We start from the raw sequence: 18,373 nt of genomic DNA, 5'->3' as shown, positions 1-18,373 counted from the left end.
AGGCGGGCTCAGGATTGGGCGTCGGCGGGCTTGGGGTCGAGTTGGAGGTAACCGGATCGGGCGACGGGGGTGGGGTCGCCGAGGTGGGGCTGGGTGTCGGCGGGGAGTATCGAGAGCTCGTTCCAGGCGGAGGTGTCCGTAGGTTCGGCCCAGGTCCAGCTACCGTGCCAGGCGGCGGGCCGTGGCATCACGACCGCATTGGCCGGGGGATCGGTGGTGACTTCGAAGGAGCGGATCGCGACCCTCCAGCCCTGGCCGCCGCTGGACTTCACACGAAGTGCCCGGGCTGTCAGCGGCCCCGACGGTGGTGTGTAGTGGACTTCGGTGGTGTCTCTTCCGTTGTAGCGAGCGAGATTGGTCCAGGAACTGCCATCGGTGGAATACTGCAGGTCGAACGGGGTTTCGAATAGGTAATCTCGTTCGGGCCTGCCCAGGTATATGTCGACCTTGGTTACGCTCTGGGGGCTTGCGAAGTCGACTGCGACCCAGTCGTCTTGCTTTACCCACTCGCCGCTCCAGTAGAAGGTGGTCAGGTCGCCGTCGAGCATGTTGGCTGGTGCGTAGTCGCCGGACACCCCCATCGAGGTGGCGGCCAACTGACTCGTCAGGGCACGTCCAGGGGCGAGGAGAGGGGTGAGCCGGAACGAGGCGCGCATGCGGGCCAGGGCCTGGTGGGTGGTGTCCGCGTCGAGAGTCAACGTGGTGACGGGGAGGATATCGGTGGTGGCATGGATGGGGGTATGTGGCTCGGCGAGCAGGATGATGCGGCGGATGGCGGCCTCGGAGGAACGGGGTCGCGCGGGCAGGGCGAGATCGGTCCCGGTGCCGATCGGCCGGATGTAGTCGCTGCCGCTGTTCTGGGTCACGGCGTGCAGGTGGTCGTAGCTGACCGGGCCCCCGACCTCATCGGAGGAGAAGTAGCCGATCAGGCCGTCGGTCAGCCGCTCTCGGCCACCTAATCGGACGGGCCAGGTGTAGGTGGGGTAGGTCGCTTCGGGTGGGGTGAGGACCTGGTCCCAGCTGGGGTCGGTCAGCGGTGGGCCCGACAGTTCGAGACTCAGGTCAGCGCGGATGAGGGCGAGGGGGTGCCCGAGCAGCCGCACGGGACTGTCATCGCTGTCGGGCGCAGAGTCGATGATGGTGTCGAGGGCCTCATCGATCGTGTCCAGCAGGGCCTCGAACGCTGCCACGGGTTGTGCGCGGAGTCCGGTAAGGAACGCGGAGAGCTCGGGGTACTGCGCGGTGTCCGGCGCGTGGGGCAGTGGAGTCCAGCTGGTGGCTTTTTCTGCGGTGATGCGGAGTTCGCCCAGGGCGTGGCCGTCGGGGGCGTAGATGAGCAGTGTGCGATCGAGGTAGTTGATCAGCAGCCACCCGACCAGCGGTGTATCGCCGGAGACAGCGTTGATAGGTTCGAGGCGTAGCCGGGTGTCCTGGAGAATACGAGGGGGCAGTTGAATGAAGCGCTGCTTACCGAAGGGTTCGCTGGGATGGGTGTAGAGCGGTTTGCTGGGAGTGACACTGGCTGCGCGGACGGGCGGGAATTGTTGGTAGTTCTGTGTATTGACGATGTCCATGACTCGGCCGAAACGATCGACGACGCGAAGGTCGAGGAAGAAGAACTGGCCGGCACGGACCGGCTGGAAGCGCTTGGTGCCGGTGGAGGCGGGATCGGGGACATAATTGGTAGGACCCACCAGCGGCGCAATGCTCGGATCCGTGACGAGCCGGGCAGTGCCGTCGTGTTGCAGGAGCCAATCGTTGAAACCGTCGAGGGTTTGCGACAGCAGGTCCCAGGTTGCCACCTCATCGCGGAATGCGCGTAGTGACGTGGCTTGCCCGGTGGCCAGGTAGCGGGCCAGTTGCGCCCGCAGCGTGTAGGTGAACGTCGGGGTGAGGAAGGAGCGGCCGCGGAAGACAGTGAAGCGGAGGTCACCTTCGTCGTCGCCGGCGGGGGCGCCAGTGCCGTTCCAGTCGTAGGTGTCGCCGTTGAAGGTCCAGTGCGTTTGGCCGTCGGTGCGGTAGGGGGTGGGGCAGTAGTGGAGGTCCCATTGCAGATACATCGGCAGCCAGGGTTGCCGCCATGGTGCGGTGTATTCGGCGAGGCGACCGCGGGCCAGTCCCGGGTCGGCCAGGATGGCGTGCAGTGCTGTGCTGTCGCTGCCGACCGAGGTGCGGGCCGCTTTGTCCAGCATGTAGAACTCGGCGATCAGCGCGTCGCACACCGAGGGCAGGCCGGTCAGATCAGGGGTCGGCAGCTGATCGGGTGGGCCGCTCCAGGTGCCGTTGATGTTGACCTCGGTGAGGAGTTTCGAGGGCAGGCGGCAGGGTAGAAGGGTGTCCTCGCGAGTCAGCGGCTCGGTGTTACCCGGCCCCTCGAGCACGACAACGGGATCAGCGGGGACGTGGAACGCTTCCCGCGGTATTCGCTTCAGTTCCTTGGTTTTTGGGAGATTGTTGGCGGCGGCGTAGGCATCGATAGCGGCTTGCAGCTCCGCGCTGGTCGTGCCGTGCGGGATGCTTGCGCGCAGGGTGGTGACGGTGACCTGCTGGGCTCGGGTCCTTTCGGCGAGACTGCCGGTCTGGTTGGGATTCAGTTCACGTTCGCAAGTCTCATCGAAGGTCTCCTCCAGATTCGGGGGACGCTGGTCCTGGGGGAGGTGATGCAACCACCACAGGGTCCACAACCGCCACTGCAGGTGATCGAGTTGATGCAGAGCGGTGTCGTAGGCGGCCTGGTTGGTGTTGAGTGTGTCGAGCCATTGCGGTAGCGCGGTGGCGGCCTGCGGTGTGGTGTCGACGCCGGGCCGGTCGGCGATCTGCCAGATGTAGCCGCCGTCGCCGGCGGCGAACCAGGAGCGGTGGGTGTCGTCGTCGAGTTCGGTGGGGCCGTCGGCGCCGTCGTAGGTATCGAGGGTGCCGTGGTAGAGGGCGCGGATCAGTTCGCCGGTACCTGTGGAGCGGGTTTGGTGGGTGATCAGGGCCTCGGCGGCGTCGGCAGTGCTGTGCCCGAGTGCGACCTTGACGCGGGTGCGATCCGGCATGTCGGAATCGGGGGCGTCGCCGTCGGGGTCCCATGCGATGCCCAGTGCCGTGCCGGCGTAGAGGCTGTGGCGCACGGTGGCGGGCACATCGTCGGGACAGGTCCACCCCAGTTCCGCCAACACTGCGTCGATCCCGCTGGTCGCGGGGAGGCGCAGGTCGGGGTTGTTCGTGGTGGTCGTGAGAATGTCGGCGTCGTCGCTGGAGTACCAGCCGATCACGGTATAGCTCAATACGGTCTTGTCGGATGGACCTTTGCGGTCGTCGAGGGTGTCGTGGAAAGAAAAGACATTCTGGTGGTAGCTCTGGAAGGCCGCGAACGCGGGTATGCCGGGGCCGACCGCAGTCAGGAACAGCTCTTTGGTTTCCGGCGTTAGCCATGGCCCGAGAGACAGATCGTGGGCGCGGCCGATCCAGTCTCCTTTGGGAGCGTTGAGGGTACTGCGGGGGCTGAGGTATGGGCTGGTGCCATAACCGTATTTGCCCGAGTAGTCGTCGCGTTCCAGGTAGTCGCTGTGGATTACCCATCCTGCGACATTCTCTTCGTCGCCGGTGTAGCGGACGACCAGCCACCGGTTGGGAACCAGCGGGAATCGGGTATCACCGGTCGTGCCGTCGATGAATCCTTTGGTGAGAGCTTCGGGGAGTTCCCATTGGATGTGCACGCCTTCGAAGGTGGCATCGCCGGTAATGTTGTCGATGTTGTTGTAGGGTTCGGGCTCGGCACTCGTCTTGCCGTTGATCATGCTGCTGAAGTTGGGGCGCCATCGCATGAACGGTTGGCTGGTGCGGACTTTGGGGTTGACAACGAGGGCGTGGATCTTAACGGGCACAATCAGGTCAGTGTCGGTCATCGCTAGCTCCTGGCTGTCGATGTGGGCGGCTGCACGTGCAGGCTCTGTCGGAGGGGAGCGTTCACCAGCTGTAGTGCGAACTGACTCGGGGAGAGCGTCTTCCCGAGGGCTGTATCAAGGGCGGGTACGAGGCCGCCGTTGCCTTGTAGATGCAGGACATCGGCAGTGGTGTCGTCGGCCGGTCGCAGGAAGCGGGTGAACACCGTGCCCCCCGCCGCGTCGGGGAAGGTGGATCCCGAGGGAAGACCGAGCGAGGGACCGGAATCGAGGCCGCGCACGCGGATCCGTTCATGGTCGTCGAGGCCGAAGTGGATGCCCTGGGCAGGCTCCTTGATCGAGATCAGGTCCGGTACGGCATCGAACAGGCACAGCAGCACGGTCGGTGACAGGTGGTCTCGGCGCAATTCGGTGACCGATGTGTCCTTGAGGGTGGCGGTGATATCGAAGACTGGCCAGGCGCGGACCAGTTCCGAGGACATCAGCAACCCCGCGGCTGGTTGTGTCGAGTGGCTCTGGAAGCATTGCTGCAGGATCGGATCGAGCATGTCGTCCTGAGTGGTATGGATACCGACGCTGCGGGCGCCGGCCAGCAGCGCCGCGATCCAGGCCGGGTCGATGCGGAATAGTCGCAGTGTTTCCGGGGGGAGCATCCGTGCGTCGGGCACGAGGAAGGAGAATGGAACCCCGTGCAGGAGCGTGAGCCGATCCAGCCACTGTGGCATGGTGTCGAGCTGCCCCTCGACGGCGTGGCGTAGTGCTGCCCTGCGATCGGGGTCCCGCAGAGCTTCGCGAGCGGCGCTCTTGGTCAGTTGAGTCCTGCGTGGCGGGGGGGATATTGGTTCGTCGTGTTGCGGGGCGGACAGTGCCCGGGTGAGGTTCTGGCCGAAGTTATCCTTGGCCAGGCTGTCGAATGCGTAGTGCCCGGTGGGGGCGTCGGGGTCGTATTTGGCGCGCGGCGCGTCGGCATCGGCGGACAGGGCAGTCAGGGTTGCGGCCCGGTTGGCCAACTCGCGCCGAGCCCGGACGATCTCGCTGGTGTAGTCGGGGTCGGCCAGCGCGATGGTGCGGCCCAGCGTCCATGCCGCGGCATAGCTGACATCGAACAGCCCGTGCTCGGCCTCGTAGATCAGCGCATGATCGGCGGTAGTATGCGGTGTCTCGGCTGTGGGCACGGTGGGGGCGGTCACGGGGGTACCGGGTCCTCGGTACCACGCGTAGGTGAGTTCCCCGGTCGGTAGCCGCGATGGCAGTGCGACGTAACCGCGGCCCAGTCGGCTCAGTGCGTAGTCCTGCGCATCTGATCCGTCCGGATCCGGCGTCGAGGGAGCGGTCAGGCGCAGCGCGAGGTGTTCCGGGTCCGTGGCGCCGGGAGCGACAAGGTTCTCGAGTAGTTGGCCCGTGTCCGCGATATCGGTGGCATCGCTGGTGAACGACCAGGAAGACAGGCTGCACAGTCGTACGGCCGTGGTGTGCGGCGGCAAGTCCTCGGATCCGAGTGCGGTCTGGAATCCCTCCAAAGAGACCATGTGTGCTACGTAGGTACCCTGTGTTCGCGGAAAACGATTGCCGGTCAGCACCGCATACCGGCCTTCTTGCAGGATTTCTCCGTCATCGCGGCGCTGAGGGGGGAATTTCACATCCCGTACATGCGCCAGGAACGGTAACTCGTCGGCGTGGGGGACGACGGCGGTGAAGATCGAAGCTGGCACGTCGATCGTCCGGCAGGGACTGGCCTTGACCGCCTCCGGGATATCGGGGGTCAGCACGGGACCCAGCACACCGTGCTCGGCGGGCTCCAGTAACTCTGCGACGGTGCGGGAGACAGTGAGCCCGAGCGCTAGGGGATCGTCGGGTAGTTCCCCTTCCCGGAACAGCAGTAGCGCCAGCCACGGCCGTTTCCTGTTATCGAGTTCGCGTTCCCACGGCAGGATCGCCCGATCCAGGGTGACGTGGGGTAGGACCCGCGTGTACAAGCCACGGCTGTCCGCGGGCGGATAGTAGGCGTGGATCGAAGACTCGGCGAGGATGAACCGCACCGCGCGTACCTCGAAACTATCGGTTTCGGTGGGCAGCGGATCACCAGTGTCGAGTGCGGTGCCATTCTTGGTGAGCTGTTGGTGGGTCGCGAGTCGATAGGTGCCGGCGGTGGCGCGCGGTTGGAGGTGGTCGAGGAAGGTGACGTCGAGATTGGTCTGGGGGGACATAGCGTTCTACCTCGTGCTCGCAGTGGTCATGGGAGGGGCGGTGAGGGTGGATCCGGCTAGCCGGGCGTAGCGGGTCACGGCCCCGTCGGTGCCGGGTGCGACTCCGAGCGCGGCCAGGGCGGCGTGTGCGGCACGGCGCTTGATGACCGCGGCATTGGCTGCCATGGTGTCGGTGATCGTCTGGATGCTGTTCGGCGCTGGCGTTGGAGCTGGACCGATCGGTGACGCATTGCGCAGCGGCATGTTGCCGGGAGCCAGATCGGTGAGTCCCAGCGCTGCAGAGGTCACCGGCCCCACCGCGGGCCCGGCGGCGGGAGCCGGCGCCTGTAAGCGCAGCCCGACCGCGCAGCCGTCGATCTGTCCGTCCTCCTGCAGGGCCTGGTTCGGATCTTGCAACGGCTTGCCCCATAGCGCCCGGGGCATGTCCCTGCGAACAACCGTCACGGTCCAACCGGCATCGATCGCGTTGAAGGGCTGGTTGTTGCGGGTGAGGGTGACCTTGTGGGTGGATGTGACATCGGATTGGCTCATCGGCCGGATGTTCACGACACCACCGGCGGCGCCGGTCACCGGCGCGTCGTTGAGGGTGATGCCGGTGGCGGGCAAGGCCGCTTCGGTGACGACAGTGAACCCATCGACGGACACCAACGTCGGCTGATTGGCGGAGTTACGGGCCTCGATCTCGGTAGGGGATACGTCGGCCAGCCCGCCCTGCTCCAGGTTGATCCGAATCGGAGCCGGTAGTTGCTCCCGGAATTCCGACCAGGCCACCGGCGCTGGGGGCTCCCGGTGAGTCCCGAAATCGAGCGCGAAGGACAGGAACCACACCTTCACCCATGCGCGGCCGCCGATCGGGGGGCCCCAGAGTTGCAGTGCGACAGCGACGTCCAGAGACACCCGCACTCGCACGAACCATACTTTGATCGTCGCGGAGAGCCCGATGCTCACACCCAGGTTCACATCGAAGGAGAACGGTTTCCACTGCACGATGGCGTCGACATAAGCGGTGAACCACGCTCGAAGCTCCACCCCGTGGCTGTTGTCGTAGGCCGCGGCCAGCCGCCCACCGGCCATGAGCGCGCCGTCGGTCACCGCCCCATAGACCTGGCCCTGGATCGCGAGGTTGTCCCGAGCCCAGGACCAGCCCACTCGTGGCGGTCGCGGATAGTGATCCGGGATTCGGAACGCGGGATGGTACCCGCCCGCGGTGATCACGAAGCCCTTACGGCCTCCTGGCGCAGCCTCACCCCAAACGTAGAACGAGATGCCGCCGGTCAGGGCGGCGGCCGGATCCAGGATGTAGGAGCCAGGGGCGATCACGGCATCCATCGAGAACTGGTCCAAGTTGCTCTGATAGGCGATGGCGAAATTAACGATCACGCGCGCCAGCGGATTCTTCGAGGCCTTGTTTCGCGGCAGGTCGACAGTCGTCTTGCCGGCCAGCAGCACCTTCCACGAGTCTCCGACCTCGACCAGCAGCAGTGCCCGTGTGGCGATGAAATTGAATACCGTAAAGTCCAGCCCTCCCGCAATCCAGAGTTGACCGGCGGCTGGGGTGACCCACGGCTGCGGACCCTGCGTCAACGACGCCAGCACCTGCTGCGGTGTCCCCGCCTCACTGTCCATCCCCGACACCAGCGGGAACTTCGCCACTTCGGATTGGGTCGGCACCCGAACACTGCTGTTGATCCCAACTCCCGCTGAGATTGCGGTGATCACGAATTTCGGTGGGGCCCCCAGCTTCAATCCGCTCAGCTGACACAGCGCGAACAACGATGGCATCCCATCGGGGCGCCGTCGTTGATACGCCGCGATCGCGACAGCGCCGAGTTGGGGCAACTCGACCACCAACATGCCCTCGATCAGCAGGTCGTATCCCTCCGGCGGAGGAATCCGATTGACCAGCATCCCTTCCACGCGCACCGGTGGACGATTCACACCTACCGCCAGGCCCGACAGCCGAGTTCGCGCGCGGAAACCATCGTTCAAATCGATGCCCAACCCCAGGCCCGAGACCCCGATCGACACACCGGAGGCGATCAATGAGGCATCGAGCAGCAACCATACTGTTCCCTGCTCGAGGGCCGCGCCGAGTCGATCCACCTGTAACGGCCCGAACGTGCGGCCGACCGGTACCCACACCGCCACCCCGGTGGAGTCGTCGCCGCTTCGGCCGAGTGCACGCTGAGTGTTGTTGCGGGTGAGGGGGATCACCAGCGGTGTCGAGGTCGCGTCTCCGGGGACCATATAGTCCACCGTCACCACAGCACCCTGTGGCAGACCGTGGGATCCGTTTGCTTGTGGTAGCGATGGAAACTTGGGCAACTCGGGATCGGCCGCTCGCACCGCGGCGTTCACCTTATCCAGCATCGTGCGGTCCAGTTGCTGCGATGTGGCGATTACCCGTACACCGGTCACCGCTAGATCCGCGGCGGGCGGTACCAGACCACCCACCAACGGCACATCCGATAGGCCGATCGACGTCGTCGAAGTCGCCACTTGCAGCGCATACAGTGTCATCGGTATCTCCCAGGATCAGCTTCACGGAAACCCGCTCGGTCTCAGCCCGCAGGTATCATTTCGCAGCGCGTGTATACGGTGGCCGCGGTTCTTCCTGCCTGAGCGACCCCCCGGTTATATGTCGGATTACCCGGCCGACCCCTCGGCGCACTCTCTCGTGTCGGCTTCGCCCCGAAACTGGAACCCGGCCGGCTAGGAATCACATACACCAGCACGACAGATGATCGCCTCCGGAGCGATCCAGCGGGTAGCAAAGTCATATATCCGGTCGATCGCGAAACCCCTCACGGAATCACGTCAAGAACTCCGAGACCATCGATACTTTCGACCTGCAATCGTCGCGCACGGCGTGGGCTACCACTGAGTGCATGTCCGCCTACACCCACTCGTGAGTGAGCACTTGATCTCGATTGCAGCCTGCAGCCTGCCGCACTACCAAGGCTTCCTTATCCGGCTCTGCCGCACTCACTGCTTCAAGAATCTGCAAAGGCACGAATAGCGATGTGAGACACCGCCTTAGCTGGACCGGCCATCACCGACTCAACCAAGGCGTCAGATACTTCATCGGGGAACACAAATCCAGGCTCAGGTGACACTCAGGCAACGCCACCCTTCAGATCATGGTGGCTCCGACTGGTGCGATTTCCCCGTATCGGTCAGCGATGCTCACACTTTGCGTTGGCGTATAAGCTCGCAAGCTCCGGACTGGGACCACATGCTGCCCGATGTGAGCGCTGCCTTGACAGGCATCGGAGATCGACACTGCACAGTATCTGCGGGTGCCGAACAACTGCAGTCCGGCGTCGAGCATCCGGTCCAGGCGCTCGCTCAGCCATTGCGCGCGAGCGAGGCCGCGGTAACTGCGCGAGTCGTCATCGTTCGTGAGTTTTGCCAAGTCCTCGTGCCGGAGTAGGCCAGTTCGGCGCGCCTTTCGTCGGGGGAGCGGCCTCTCTGCTTTCGTTGTCCGCTACTATCGGGTACTCTGACGTACTAGATGGTAGCTGCAAGGCTTTTCTGATCCACCTTTCTCATACCGAATCGTGACCTGCACTCTTTTGACGGGAGAAACGATGACCCTATCGACGCCGACCTTGCGGCACATGGCGATCGAAAGAATCTGTGTCCTCCTCGGCCGTCTGGGTGCTACCGCGGGGCAGGCACTACCGCGGTGAGCGCTGAAGCGGTCGGCGCGCGAAGTCGGTGCTCTCGGCGTGCAGTACTGCCGCCAGATCGACGTCTCACAAGCCGTTTTCGGCAGCGCCCTTTGCGGTTTGTAGGGCGTAAACAGTTCAGTTCATGCAGGCCGGGTTGGGCACTCAATGTGCGGCCCATGGTTCACAGGAGTCAGGAATGACCAAGGAAAAGGTTCGGTTCGACTCGGATGGCCTCGAGTTGGCCGGTGATCTGTACAAGCCCGAGGATTTCGACAGCTCGAAACGGTATGGCGCCGTCGTCGTGGCGGGCTCTTTCGCCTCGGTCAAGGAGCAGATGTCGGGAACCTACGCCCGGAAACTCGCCGAACGCGGGCTTGTGGCGTTGGCGCTGGATTACCGCAATTGGGGCGAGAGTGAAGGTCAGCCGAGGCAGTATGAGAACTCGCCCCTCAAGCGGGTGGATCTGTCGAGCGCGGTGACGTATCTGTTGTCGTTGCCGTATGTGAGGTCGGTCAGTGCCTTGGGTGTGTGTGCCTCCGGCGGCGCGGTCGGTGACCTGGCCGCTCGCGACGAGCGGTTGTCCGTCGTCGCCTTCGTCGCCCCGATGCTCGCCAATCCCGAGGTTCTCTCCGCGGGGCTCGGTGAGGCCCCTGAAGCCCTGGAAGCCAACATCCAGGCCGCGGCAGCGGCTCGGGAGCATTACGAGAACACCGGTGAAGCGGCACGGATCACCGTGTACAGCAGCACGGACCCGACCGCGTTCTACACCGGGGAATGCGACTACTACGAGAACCCGAGCCGGGGCAACGTCCCGGAGTTCACGAACGAGACCGTTGTCATGAGCCTGGAGAACATCCTTCGGTTCCACCCCTACGACAGCGCCCCGCTGATCAGCATCCCGGCGATTGTGTTCGCCTCCGACCTGTGCGTCACCGCGGAGGTCACCAAGTCATTCTACGAAGAGCTGAAAGGCCCGAAAGAGCTGGCGTGGGGCGTCGACCCACATTTCGACTACTACGACAAGCCGGACTTGGTGAACCAGGTAACCGAAAAGGCCAGCGACTTCTTCAAAGCCCACCTGCCCTAGCCCGTCGGGTCCATACCAGTGACCTCAGCGTTCGGCTTGCCGCGGTCAGCGGCAATGGCCCGCGGCAATACGTACCTGCGGCTGACCACGGCAATGGTCCATGCGATCGTCGTCTGTTCGCCAAGATCTGAAACATCCTGCTTCGCAACAACATGCGCTGATTCAGCTACTCGAACGAACGCTGAGGAAAGGTAACTCTGTTGTGCGCGCAACCCTGCTGTATCAGGCCGGTGACGTTCGTGTCGAAGACGTCGGCGACCAGGAGATCTAGAATCCGACCGACGCGGTGATCCGTGTCGCGCTGGCCTGTATATGGCAGCGACCTGTAGCCCTACAAGTCCGCGGCGCGCACCGACAACCCCTGCCATATGGGGCATGAATTTCCTGGCGTGGTCGCGGACATCGGCTCCGAGGTGGGCACTGTCGAACCCGGTGACCTGGTCGTGGTTCCGTTCGCCTATTCCGACAACACCTGTGAATACTGCCGCCGGGGCCCGCAGACCTCCGTGTTGATGGTGGGCAGTGGGGTGGGCGCCTCCGACGGTGGCCAGGTTAGGCAGCCCGTACCCCGTATGCCGATGGCATTCCTGGTCAAGATGCCCGTTGACGAGGATTCCGATCTGTTGCCGGACCTGCTCACGCTATCGGATGTGCTGTGCACGGGCTATCACGCAGCCCGTACCGCCGGTGTCGCACCCGGTGACACCGTGGCCGTGATCGGTGATGGCGCGGTCGGCTTGTCCGCGGTCATATCCGCGAAACTGCTCGGCGCGGAACAGATCTCTTGACGGGTCGCCACAGCCAGCGCACCGACCTCGGCCGCGAGTTTGGTGCCACCGACATCGTCGCCGAGCGCGGCACAGACGGCGTCGCCGCGGTCCGGGAACTGACCCGTGGCGGTACTACGCGGGTACTCGAATGTGTCGGCTTCGCCGATGCCCTCGCCCAGGCGGCTGGGGTGGTCCGCGACGGCGGTGTCATCAGCCGTGTGGGCGCCCCGCAATACCCTGCGATCCTTTCGGGTTCGGTGAATTCATGCGCAACCTCACCCTGACCGGCGGTGTCGCACCGTCGCGCGCCTACATCCCTGAGCTCATGCCCCACATCCTCAACGGCGACATCCAACCTGGCCGAGCCTTCGACCGCACCGTCGGCCTGGAAGATATTGCCGAGGGTTACCGGCTCATAAACGACCGTGAGGCACTCAAAGTCCTGGTCCGCCCCTGAGGATGGGGAGGCGCCACCGTGGTCGCATGGAGTGCAATCGAACTCGACCGAATCGGTGCGCCGCGATGCGAACTCGGCATCTGCACCGGGCGGCGCCCACAGCGTCAACGTGACCCAGACCGCGTGCGGGTCAAGGCTGAAAATAAGGCGTGAGCGCCCTCCGATACGGTGCGGCGTCGCTCACGCGTCAGTTGGTGCGTGAGCCGCGCAGGAGTCGCCCGACGGCGTCGACAACGAGCCGATCTGCATTGTGTGTGGGGGTAATGCTCGAAATCCGTCAGGCGATAATCTTGCGTGGACAATCCGGTTTCGAGTGAGCGCCGGCACTGTTCCCCGGATCGCGGGCGAACCCCATTGGCAGCCACTGGAGCTACCAATTTTTGCTGCAAAGTTGTTGCGCCGCTTAGATATTCACGACACACACGGCCAGCCTGCCCACGGCAGTGAATGAAACGCCGTCTACAGCTGTCTTCTAGCGCGGATGACGGTTCTCCCTGCTTCGTCTGCGTGGATTCCACGGAATGTGCCCGGAAAACTTGTCGGCATCTGCCCGGCAAAGTCTGTCCGAGTCGTCCCGATCGGGCCCGACCGTCACCACGGGCAGGACAGGCCGGTAGGAAAACGTCGATGGTGTCTGTCCTTCGCTGGACGCCGGAGTCTCACCGACCCACCCTGCACCTGTGATCACGCCTACGTCGTCACGACAGGTCGTCCACGCGAGGGGCGATCCCGGATCGAAGACTCATAACGAGGGGTCACCACGTCGACAAAGTTTTGCCACTGCGGATGGAAACCGTGATCGCAGGTGACCGTTGGCATGCCGCATCGTTGCGGCACAGCGCCAGCACCTCCGACCGGTACCAGAAGACAGGACACCACAATGGCCGTATCCGAATTCGATAGTTACTTTTCCAGACGGTCAAGAGCTGAAAAGTTCTCGGTTCAAATCCTGGCCTATAGGTAATCGGCAACGCGGGGCTGAAGTGGTAAAAATGAGGAGTCCCCACGAGCGCTCCTATATATCGACACTTCCACAACCATCGACAGGCAGTGCATATTACACGGAAAGAACAGAAAGAGAGGAACACATGGCTACGAGCTGTTTCAGACAGGTTGACTGGGACACTGTACGAAACGAGCTGATGACCGGCCGCGAGCGTCTCGTGTCCGGCAAGGTCGCAGAGCTGAAGACGAAGACACCGATTTTCACCGAGTCGCAGTTGGAAGCGAATTTTAATAAGGAGTGGTTCTTCGTCCCGTACGAGAAGACACGCAATTATCTGAACGAGAATTGGGGGTCGGCGGCGCTGTCTGCGCCGCTGTGGATTACCGGCATCGTCGAAGCGTTCAATAGCGATGCGACGGCGCTGCAGAAAACCGCCGCCGTGGCCGCCGTCATTCCCGTGGTCGGGAACCTGCTGGGCTTGGGTACCTCATGGGAATCCAGCGATCTCGCAGGCGTGCTCATCAACAGCGGGTTTCTCGTCATCGAAGTGGGGTCCATTGGCGCCGAGATCGGCGGCTACGCGACCCTGGCCGCCGCATTGGGCCCCATCGGTACGCTCGCCGCACTCGCCGCAGGCTTCTACGTCGTCGCCAAATCGATGCTCGACGAATCAGCAGCAGTCCGGGCGCAGGAGAACGACCTGATCCCGAATCGGGACATGACCTGGAACGCGTTTGTGAAGGATCTCCTCAACCCGGCATCCGAGCATTCCCAATGGCTGTACGACTCCACAACAGCCTGGGCCGCCAGCTACTACGAACTGCTCGCCGGCCAAGCCCTCCAGATCACCACCACCATCCTCACAGCTGAGCACGCCCACGGAAACACCGCAACCAGCCTCCGCCAAGCACTGGTAACCCACCAGAAGGAATGGCAGCCACTCGGCAAAGCGGCCGACGAATTCATAGCCACCATCGCGCTCAATGTCCGCACAGAATTCATCAAGCAAATAAAAGAATCCATGCACGGACTCTGGAACTCTCCGGTAGCCGCTGCATTCAAGGCCGCACTCAACACACGAGTCGATGCTATCGCCAGGGAAAAATTCAAGTACGATGCGTTTGGCTTGGACCCCGGTATGAGAGCAAATCTCCTCCAGCAAGCCCAAGATTGGTCTGCGAAGAAAAAGAGAGAAGTCGACGCAGCCCCTCCATTGACAGAACTGGACGACAACCATCTCAACAATCTGCTCAACACCCTCGAATGGCCCAAAGGCAACGATCACTACTTCGAAAAATCTCTCGACCTGCCATCCACGAAGATCCAGATCAATACCCATGGTACCGAGGGAGTGACGCTGAGCGTTTCTCCAGGTGTGAATACGCGAGTTTTGGATATTAAGACCAAGAAAGAAGGCTCTATCGAACCTTACGTTGAGCTTTTGTCGACGAACAAGGATTATGAAGTAGATGGAACAGCGATTGAAGTCAAGCCTTCGAAGGAATCTGACGATGCTCTGAAAATCAGACTTGGCGGTGACTACACAGTGCGCGGGACCGACAAACACTCCCGGAAGCCGAACTATATTATCTCCGCTTCCGGTAGACCTGGATTCGCGATCAATCCAAAGCGCTGGGATGAGGAGCAGATTTCAAAGCGTGCGCCGCAAACCCTAAAGTCCGACTCTCTGACGGTAGACGTAAATCCACCCGCGGTGACCGTGAATATCTCAGTGACTCTAAACCAGGCCGAATTGGCAAATCTCTTCTGTATGAATCCATTCGAAAATCTCGCAGATGACCTCACAGTATCTTTACCTTCGCCAAGTTATGACCTGAATACGGTGCGGGGTGACCGGTCTTCTCAGGTTATTGGCTGGGGGGCTCCCTATGGGAGCACCCAACGCTACACGATTTGCTGGGTACCGGGATATTTCAGTTCGGGAGAACTAGCTCAGCTGGCCGAAATCATCGAGCCCCACAGCGGGACCTTTAAGATTATTCTATCAGTTCAGGTCAGTAAGGATGGGCAGACGTTGACGCTGAATGCAACGGTACCTTCTGGTAGCGATGAAAATTACAAAGTCGAGTTCAAGTCGGCGAACGCCTACGCTATTTTATCGTCGAAAAATAGGGCGATAGATGTTAACTTCTACCCATCTTCGATGCCCACAACAGAGAACGTCAGCTTGGAATTCGGGAAGGTTTGATTGTGCTCGATGGCTGACTGCTCATCAGCCGGATTGGACAGGGCTGGGCCGAACCTAGCCAGGCCAGCTAAATATGAGAACGGAATCCAATGATCTCGGACGCGGGACCCATAACAGGGGTCACCTCGTCGACAAGCTTTCCCATTCCAATACGAAACCGTGATCGCCGGTGACTGTCGGCTGTGCCGCATCGAAGCGGCACAGCCGCGGCAGACACACAAGGGATAGCATCCCGGTTGCCCTGGGCGCGCGTCGGACTCTCCGGGGCCAATCACACGATTCACGGTCTCATCCGGAGTCGGGCTCGGAGCCTGGTTCTAGATCATCGAGGAGCATTCGTATGGCAACTGTAGTGGATCGACACACACCGATGTCGGAGCGAACTTCCCCTGGGGCACCTTCGCCGAATACGTCGCCGAGTTCACCCGGGGCGTTCGCATCGACACTGACCGGTGACGTAACCAGAGTTTGAGCGCAACAAAGTGATCAACACCGCTTCGCGGGGAGGCCTGGCCTCCCTGGATGTAACCACTGTCGGCCCCCATTCCCACCTATCACGGCACAACACGGCTCAAACATAAATTAGGCCGAATTTAATAAAACAAAACGATCCATCAAGAAGGGACTCTTATCGTGGCCGCCCCCGAGAAATACGACATAAGCGACAAAGGTAACTACAATCTATTGATCAATAAGTTGAGACAGGTCTACAAGGACTATAGGCCCGGACAGACGGCATTCGGTGCGCAGATCAAACTTGGCGACGTAGAGCTGACCCTCTGGTTTAACCCCGCGAATCTCTACATGTACTACGCCTCACTGCCGGACGACAACACGAAAATTGTGAGCTTCGAGCTCGGACTTGAAGCGGACAAGGCCGCAAAGCCTAGCACCACCGGTAAGGATAATGAATTCTATTCCAATAATATGCGTGTCACCTATGAGAGGTTTCCAGATGATTGGTCGTTCGGTAAAGATCGGTTCAGGGATTCGCTTACCACTTACAGAAAATATGTCGAAAATCGCATCAAAGCGGGCCCTAGGGGCAACTTCAAGTTGGAAGGGGGGGATCGTCGTGCAGTGAGCTATCTGGCAAATATGACCGCGGAAGCCGCTCGATTCGAGTACATTCGCAGGGGAGTGTACGACGCGTGGAGTGACGGGCAAAAGTGGGAGGTTATTAAAACGAATTCGTCGTTTGAAGAAGATATTACCAGCTGGAGTAAAACTAGGAAATTGACTACACAGGAGCTGGAGATGAAATACGGTGTAGGCTCATTGAAATTCGAGCCTAGTAGATCGCAACTCAATGCGATGTGCTCATGATATCAATAGCACCCGGGATCGAATGGCGCGCTAGCGCATTCGGAATCATCGATCGCTAGGTATGCCTGCGGGTCTAATCAAAACCGAGCCTGATATTCGAGTGGAGGATCAGCGTATGAACCTGAAGACAGGGCACTCGCTTGTGTTCATCAAGTCCATCTCCCCGGATACCCCCACGCTCGTTGTTGGGTCTTCACCGGACAAACTTCTGCTTGGGTGTGACTGGCGGATCCAAGTTGAGCAGCGGGAAGAAGATGGAACCGTCACTGTTCAGGTAGTGGCTGCCTCCAATTCGCCCGCCTACAACCAGATTCCTGAATTCTTCGCTGCACTTGATAAGCAGAAGCCGCGCGGTATCGACGAGGTGATCGCGATAATTGAGGATTTGGGAGGCAGCGTCGCCGTTCAACGCGAGTGAGCTTGCCTCGGCCGGGGTCGCGACCTCATCACCGTTCGGAAGCTGTTGTGTAGGTGTCAGTTTGGGTGATTGTCGGCATGTCGAGGTAGACGATAACGGTTCTCCGGGCTGCTTCCTCGTCGAGTTGGGTCAGTTTGGCTTCAGCGCCAGCGAGGCATTCCCGGCCTCCGTTGCGGAACCAGCATCAGCCCGATAGGTGATCTGGGCGAGGAATCGGTCGAGTTCACATCGATCTCGTCCGGCCCATCGGCCTCGACGAGGATCTTGCTCATCGTCTCCCGCGTGATCGTCAGACGCGACATTAACTGCTCGGCCGCGTTCAACTGCTCGGCCAACTCCGCGATCTGTCCTCGCAGCCGCTCGACCTGCTCGGCCGCCGCCGCTTCGCGCCGGGCGAGCTCCTCGTGCCAGGCCACCATCACCGCTTCCACACCGACCCTGCCCCGCTCCGACGAGAAGCCGCCAACCCCCACCACAACAGTGCCCCAACAGTTTCCGCAGCTCACAAACCTAACACGCTATCCGATCAGTTGGGTAACATGCACTGAGTATCATTGGCGCGCTGTAGAATCCGACGGTGATTGTCGGATAGGCAGGCTTGGCTCGCCGATCGGTGCAGCTCACGCAACCGAGGCTTGCTGGTGTCAAAGGGGGGATATGCCGTTTGATGCTGCGGTGGGCCTGTTGATGCTCATTGCGTTTCCTGTTTCTGTCGCGTATGGCTACTTTCGGGCCGAGCGCCTTGGCGACCTCGCTTCGGAGGATTCGGAGCGATTCGCACGCGACCTTCTGCGGGCCGTTGCCGAACGCGCTCCCGGCCCGTGGTCCTCCGCTGACATCCAACGCTGGGTAGATACATGTGGCCTGACACCTGCTCAGGTCATTCAGGTACAGCGGCGTGCGCAACACGAGGGCTGGCTGCGGCTTCCTCGCCGATCGCCAGTCTCGATCGCGTTCTGTAGCCCCGAGTATCGCGTTTGGCTGACGACGAGAGGATATGACATGCACCATGGCTCGAACGTAGGTCCTTCAATTCAGTTCGCAGGTCCTGTGATTGGCAACACGACGATTGCCCAGGCGGGCGGCGATCAGAACGCCGAGTTGAGAGTTCATGAACCTCAGGCCACGGCCACTGAGAGTGTGGCCTGGCCTGACCTGATTTCCGCGCTGCGCAGGGATGTCCCCAGCCTTGCAACATACGATCGAGCGGCCGTAACGCAGATGATCAACGACCTCGATGAGGCGGGTCCTTCGGGCCCGGAGCCCTCCAGAGCCACAGAAATCCTCGGTTGGTTGCGCGACAAGGTCGGTACGCGGCTTGCCGCTCAAGCTGCGGACGGAATGTGGTCGGCGACGAAGGAATATCTCGAAACGTACGTCGGTGGGTAG

General features: G+C 61.7%; 9 protein-coding genes and 1 pseudogene. 6 read left to right on the top strand and 4 right to left on the bottom strand.

The features are described 5' to 3' along the window. Window positions 1-8: 8 nt before the first annotated feature. The 3 genes from ACIP5Y_RS07010 to ACIP5Y_RS07000 are packed head-to-tail and all read right to left on the bottom strand — an operon-like array spanning window position 9 to window position 8,617. Complete coding sequence (locus ACIP5Y_RS07010) at window positions 9-3,893, bottom strand: discoidin domain-containing protein (protein ID WP_400348290.1); 3,885 nt, start codon at window positions 3,891-3,893, stop codon at window positions 9-11. A 2-nt stretch (window positions 3,894-3,895) separates the two neighbouring features. Beyond that, window positions 3,896-6,097: a hypothetical protein gene (locus tag ACIP5Y_RS07005; protein WP_400348288.1), complete on the bottom strand. Its 2,202-nt coding sequence runs from the start codon at window positions 6,095-6,097 to the stop codon at window positions 3,896-3,898. A gap of 6 nt (window positions 6,098-6,103) precedes the next feature. Beyond that, window positions 6,104-8,617 carry a DUF6603 domain-containing protein gene (locus ACIP5Y_RS07000; RefSeq protein ID WP_400348286.1) on the bottom strand — a complete coding sequence of 838 codons (2,514 nt, stop codon included), beginning with the start codon at window positions 8,615-8,617 and terminating at the stop codon, window positions 6,104-6,106. A 1,296-nt stretch (window positions 8,618-9,913) separates the two neighbouring features. Here ACIP5Y_RS07000 and ACIP5Y_RS06995 point away from each other — a divergent pair. The 5 genes and pseudogenes from ACIP5Y_RS06995 to ACIP5Y_RS06975 all read left to right on the top strand — a co-directional run bounded on the left by ACIP5Y_RS06995 (window position 9,914) and on the right by ACIP5Y_RS06975 (window position 16,984). After that, window positions 9,914-10,858, top strand: coding sequence for an alpha/beta hydrolase (locus tag ACIP5Y_RS06995; RefSeq protein WP_400348284.1), 945 nt, complete (start codon window positions 9,914-9,916; stop codon window positions 10,856-10,858). Window positions 10,859-11,159: 301 nt separating this feature from the next. Then, window positions 11,160-12,085 (top strand): annotated as a pseudogene (locus ACIP5Y_RS06990) (zinc-binding dehydrogenase). A 1,142-nt stretch (window positions 12,086-13,227) separates the two neighbouring features. After that, a complete protein-coding gene (locus ACIP5Y_RS06985; RefSeq protein WP_400348282.1) occupies window positions 13,228-15,240 on the top strand; it encodes a hypothetical protein in 2,013 nt (670 codons plus the stop codon). Window positions 15,241-15,873: 633 nt separating this feature from the next. Beyond that, window positions 15,874-16,566: a hypothetical protein gene (locus ACIP5Y_RS06980; RefSeq protein WP_400348281.1), complete on the top strand. Its 693-nt coding sequence runs from the start codon at window positions 15,874-15,876 to the stop codon at window positions 16,564-16,566. Between the two features lie 115 nt (window positions 16,567-16,681). Next, window positions 16,682-16,984 carry a hypothetical protein gene (locus tag ACIP5Y_RS06975; RefSeq protein WP_400348280.1) on the top strand — a complete coding sequence of 101 codons (303 nt, stop codon included), beginning with the start codon at window positions 16,682-16,684 and terminating at the stop codon, window positions 16,982-16,984. Window positions 16,985-17,124: 140 nt separating this feature from the next. Here ACIP5Y_RS06975 and ACIP5Y_RS06970 read toward each other — a convergent pair whose 3' ends face one another. Next, the gene (locus ACIP5Y_RS06970) at window positions 17,125-17,415 is read right to left on the bottom strand and encodes a hypothetical protein (RefSeq protein ID WP_400348278.1); all 291 of its coding nucleotides are present in this window, start codon (window positions 17,413-17,415) and stop codon (window positions 17,125-17,127) included. Window positions 17,416-17,641: 226 nt separating this feature from the next. Here ACIP5Y_RS06970 and ACIP5Y_RS06965 point away from each other — a divergent pair, with 226 nt between their 5' ends. After that, a complete protein-coding gene (locus ACIP5Y_RS06965; RefSeq protein WP_400348277.1) occupies window positions 17,642-18,373 on the top strand; it encodes a hypothetical protein in 732 nt (243 codons plus the stop codon).

Origin of the sequence: Nocardia sp. NPDC088792, assembly GCF_044750615.1 — a bacterium.
Classification (GTDB): domain Bacteria; phylum Actinomycetota; class Actinomycetes; order Mycobacteriales; family Mycobacteriaceae; genus Nocardia.
The sequence above is the reverse complement of the archived record's forward strand: the minus strand, read 5'-3'. Positions and strand labels throughout refer to the sequence as shown.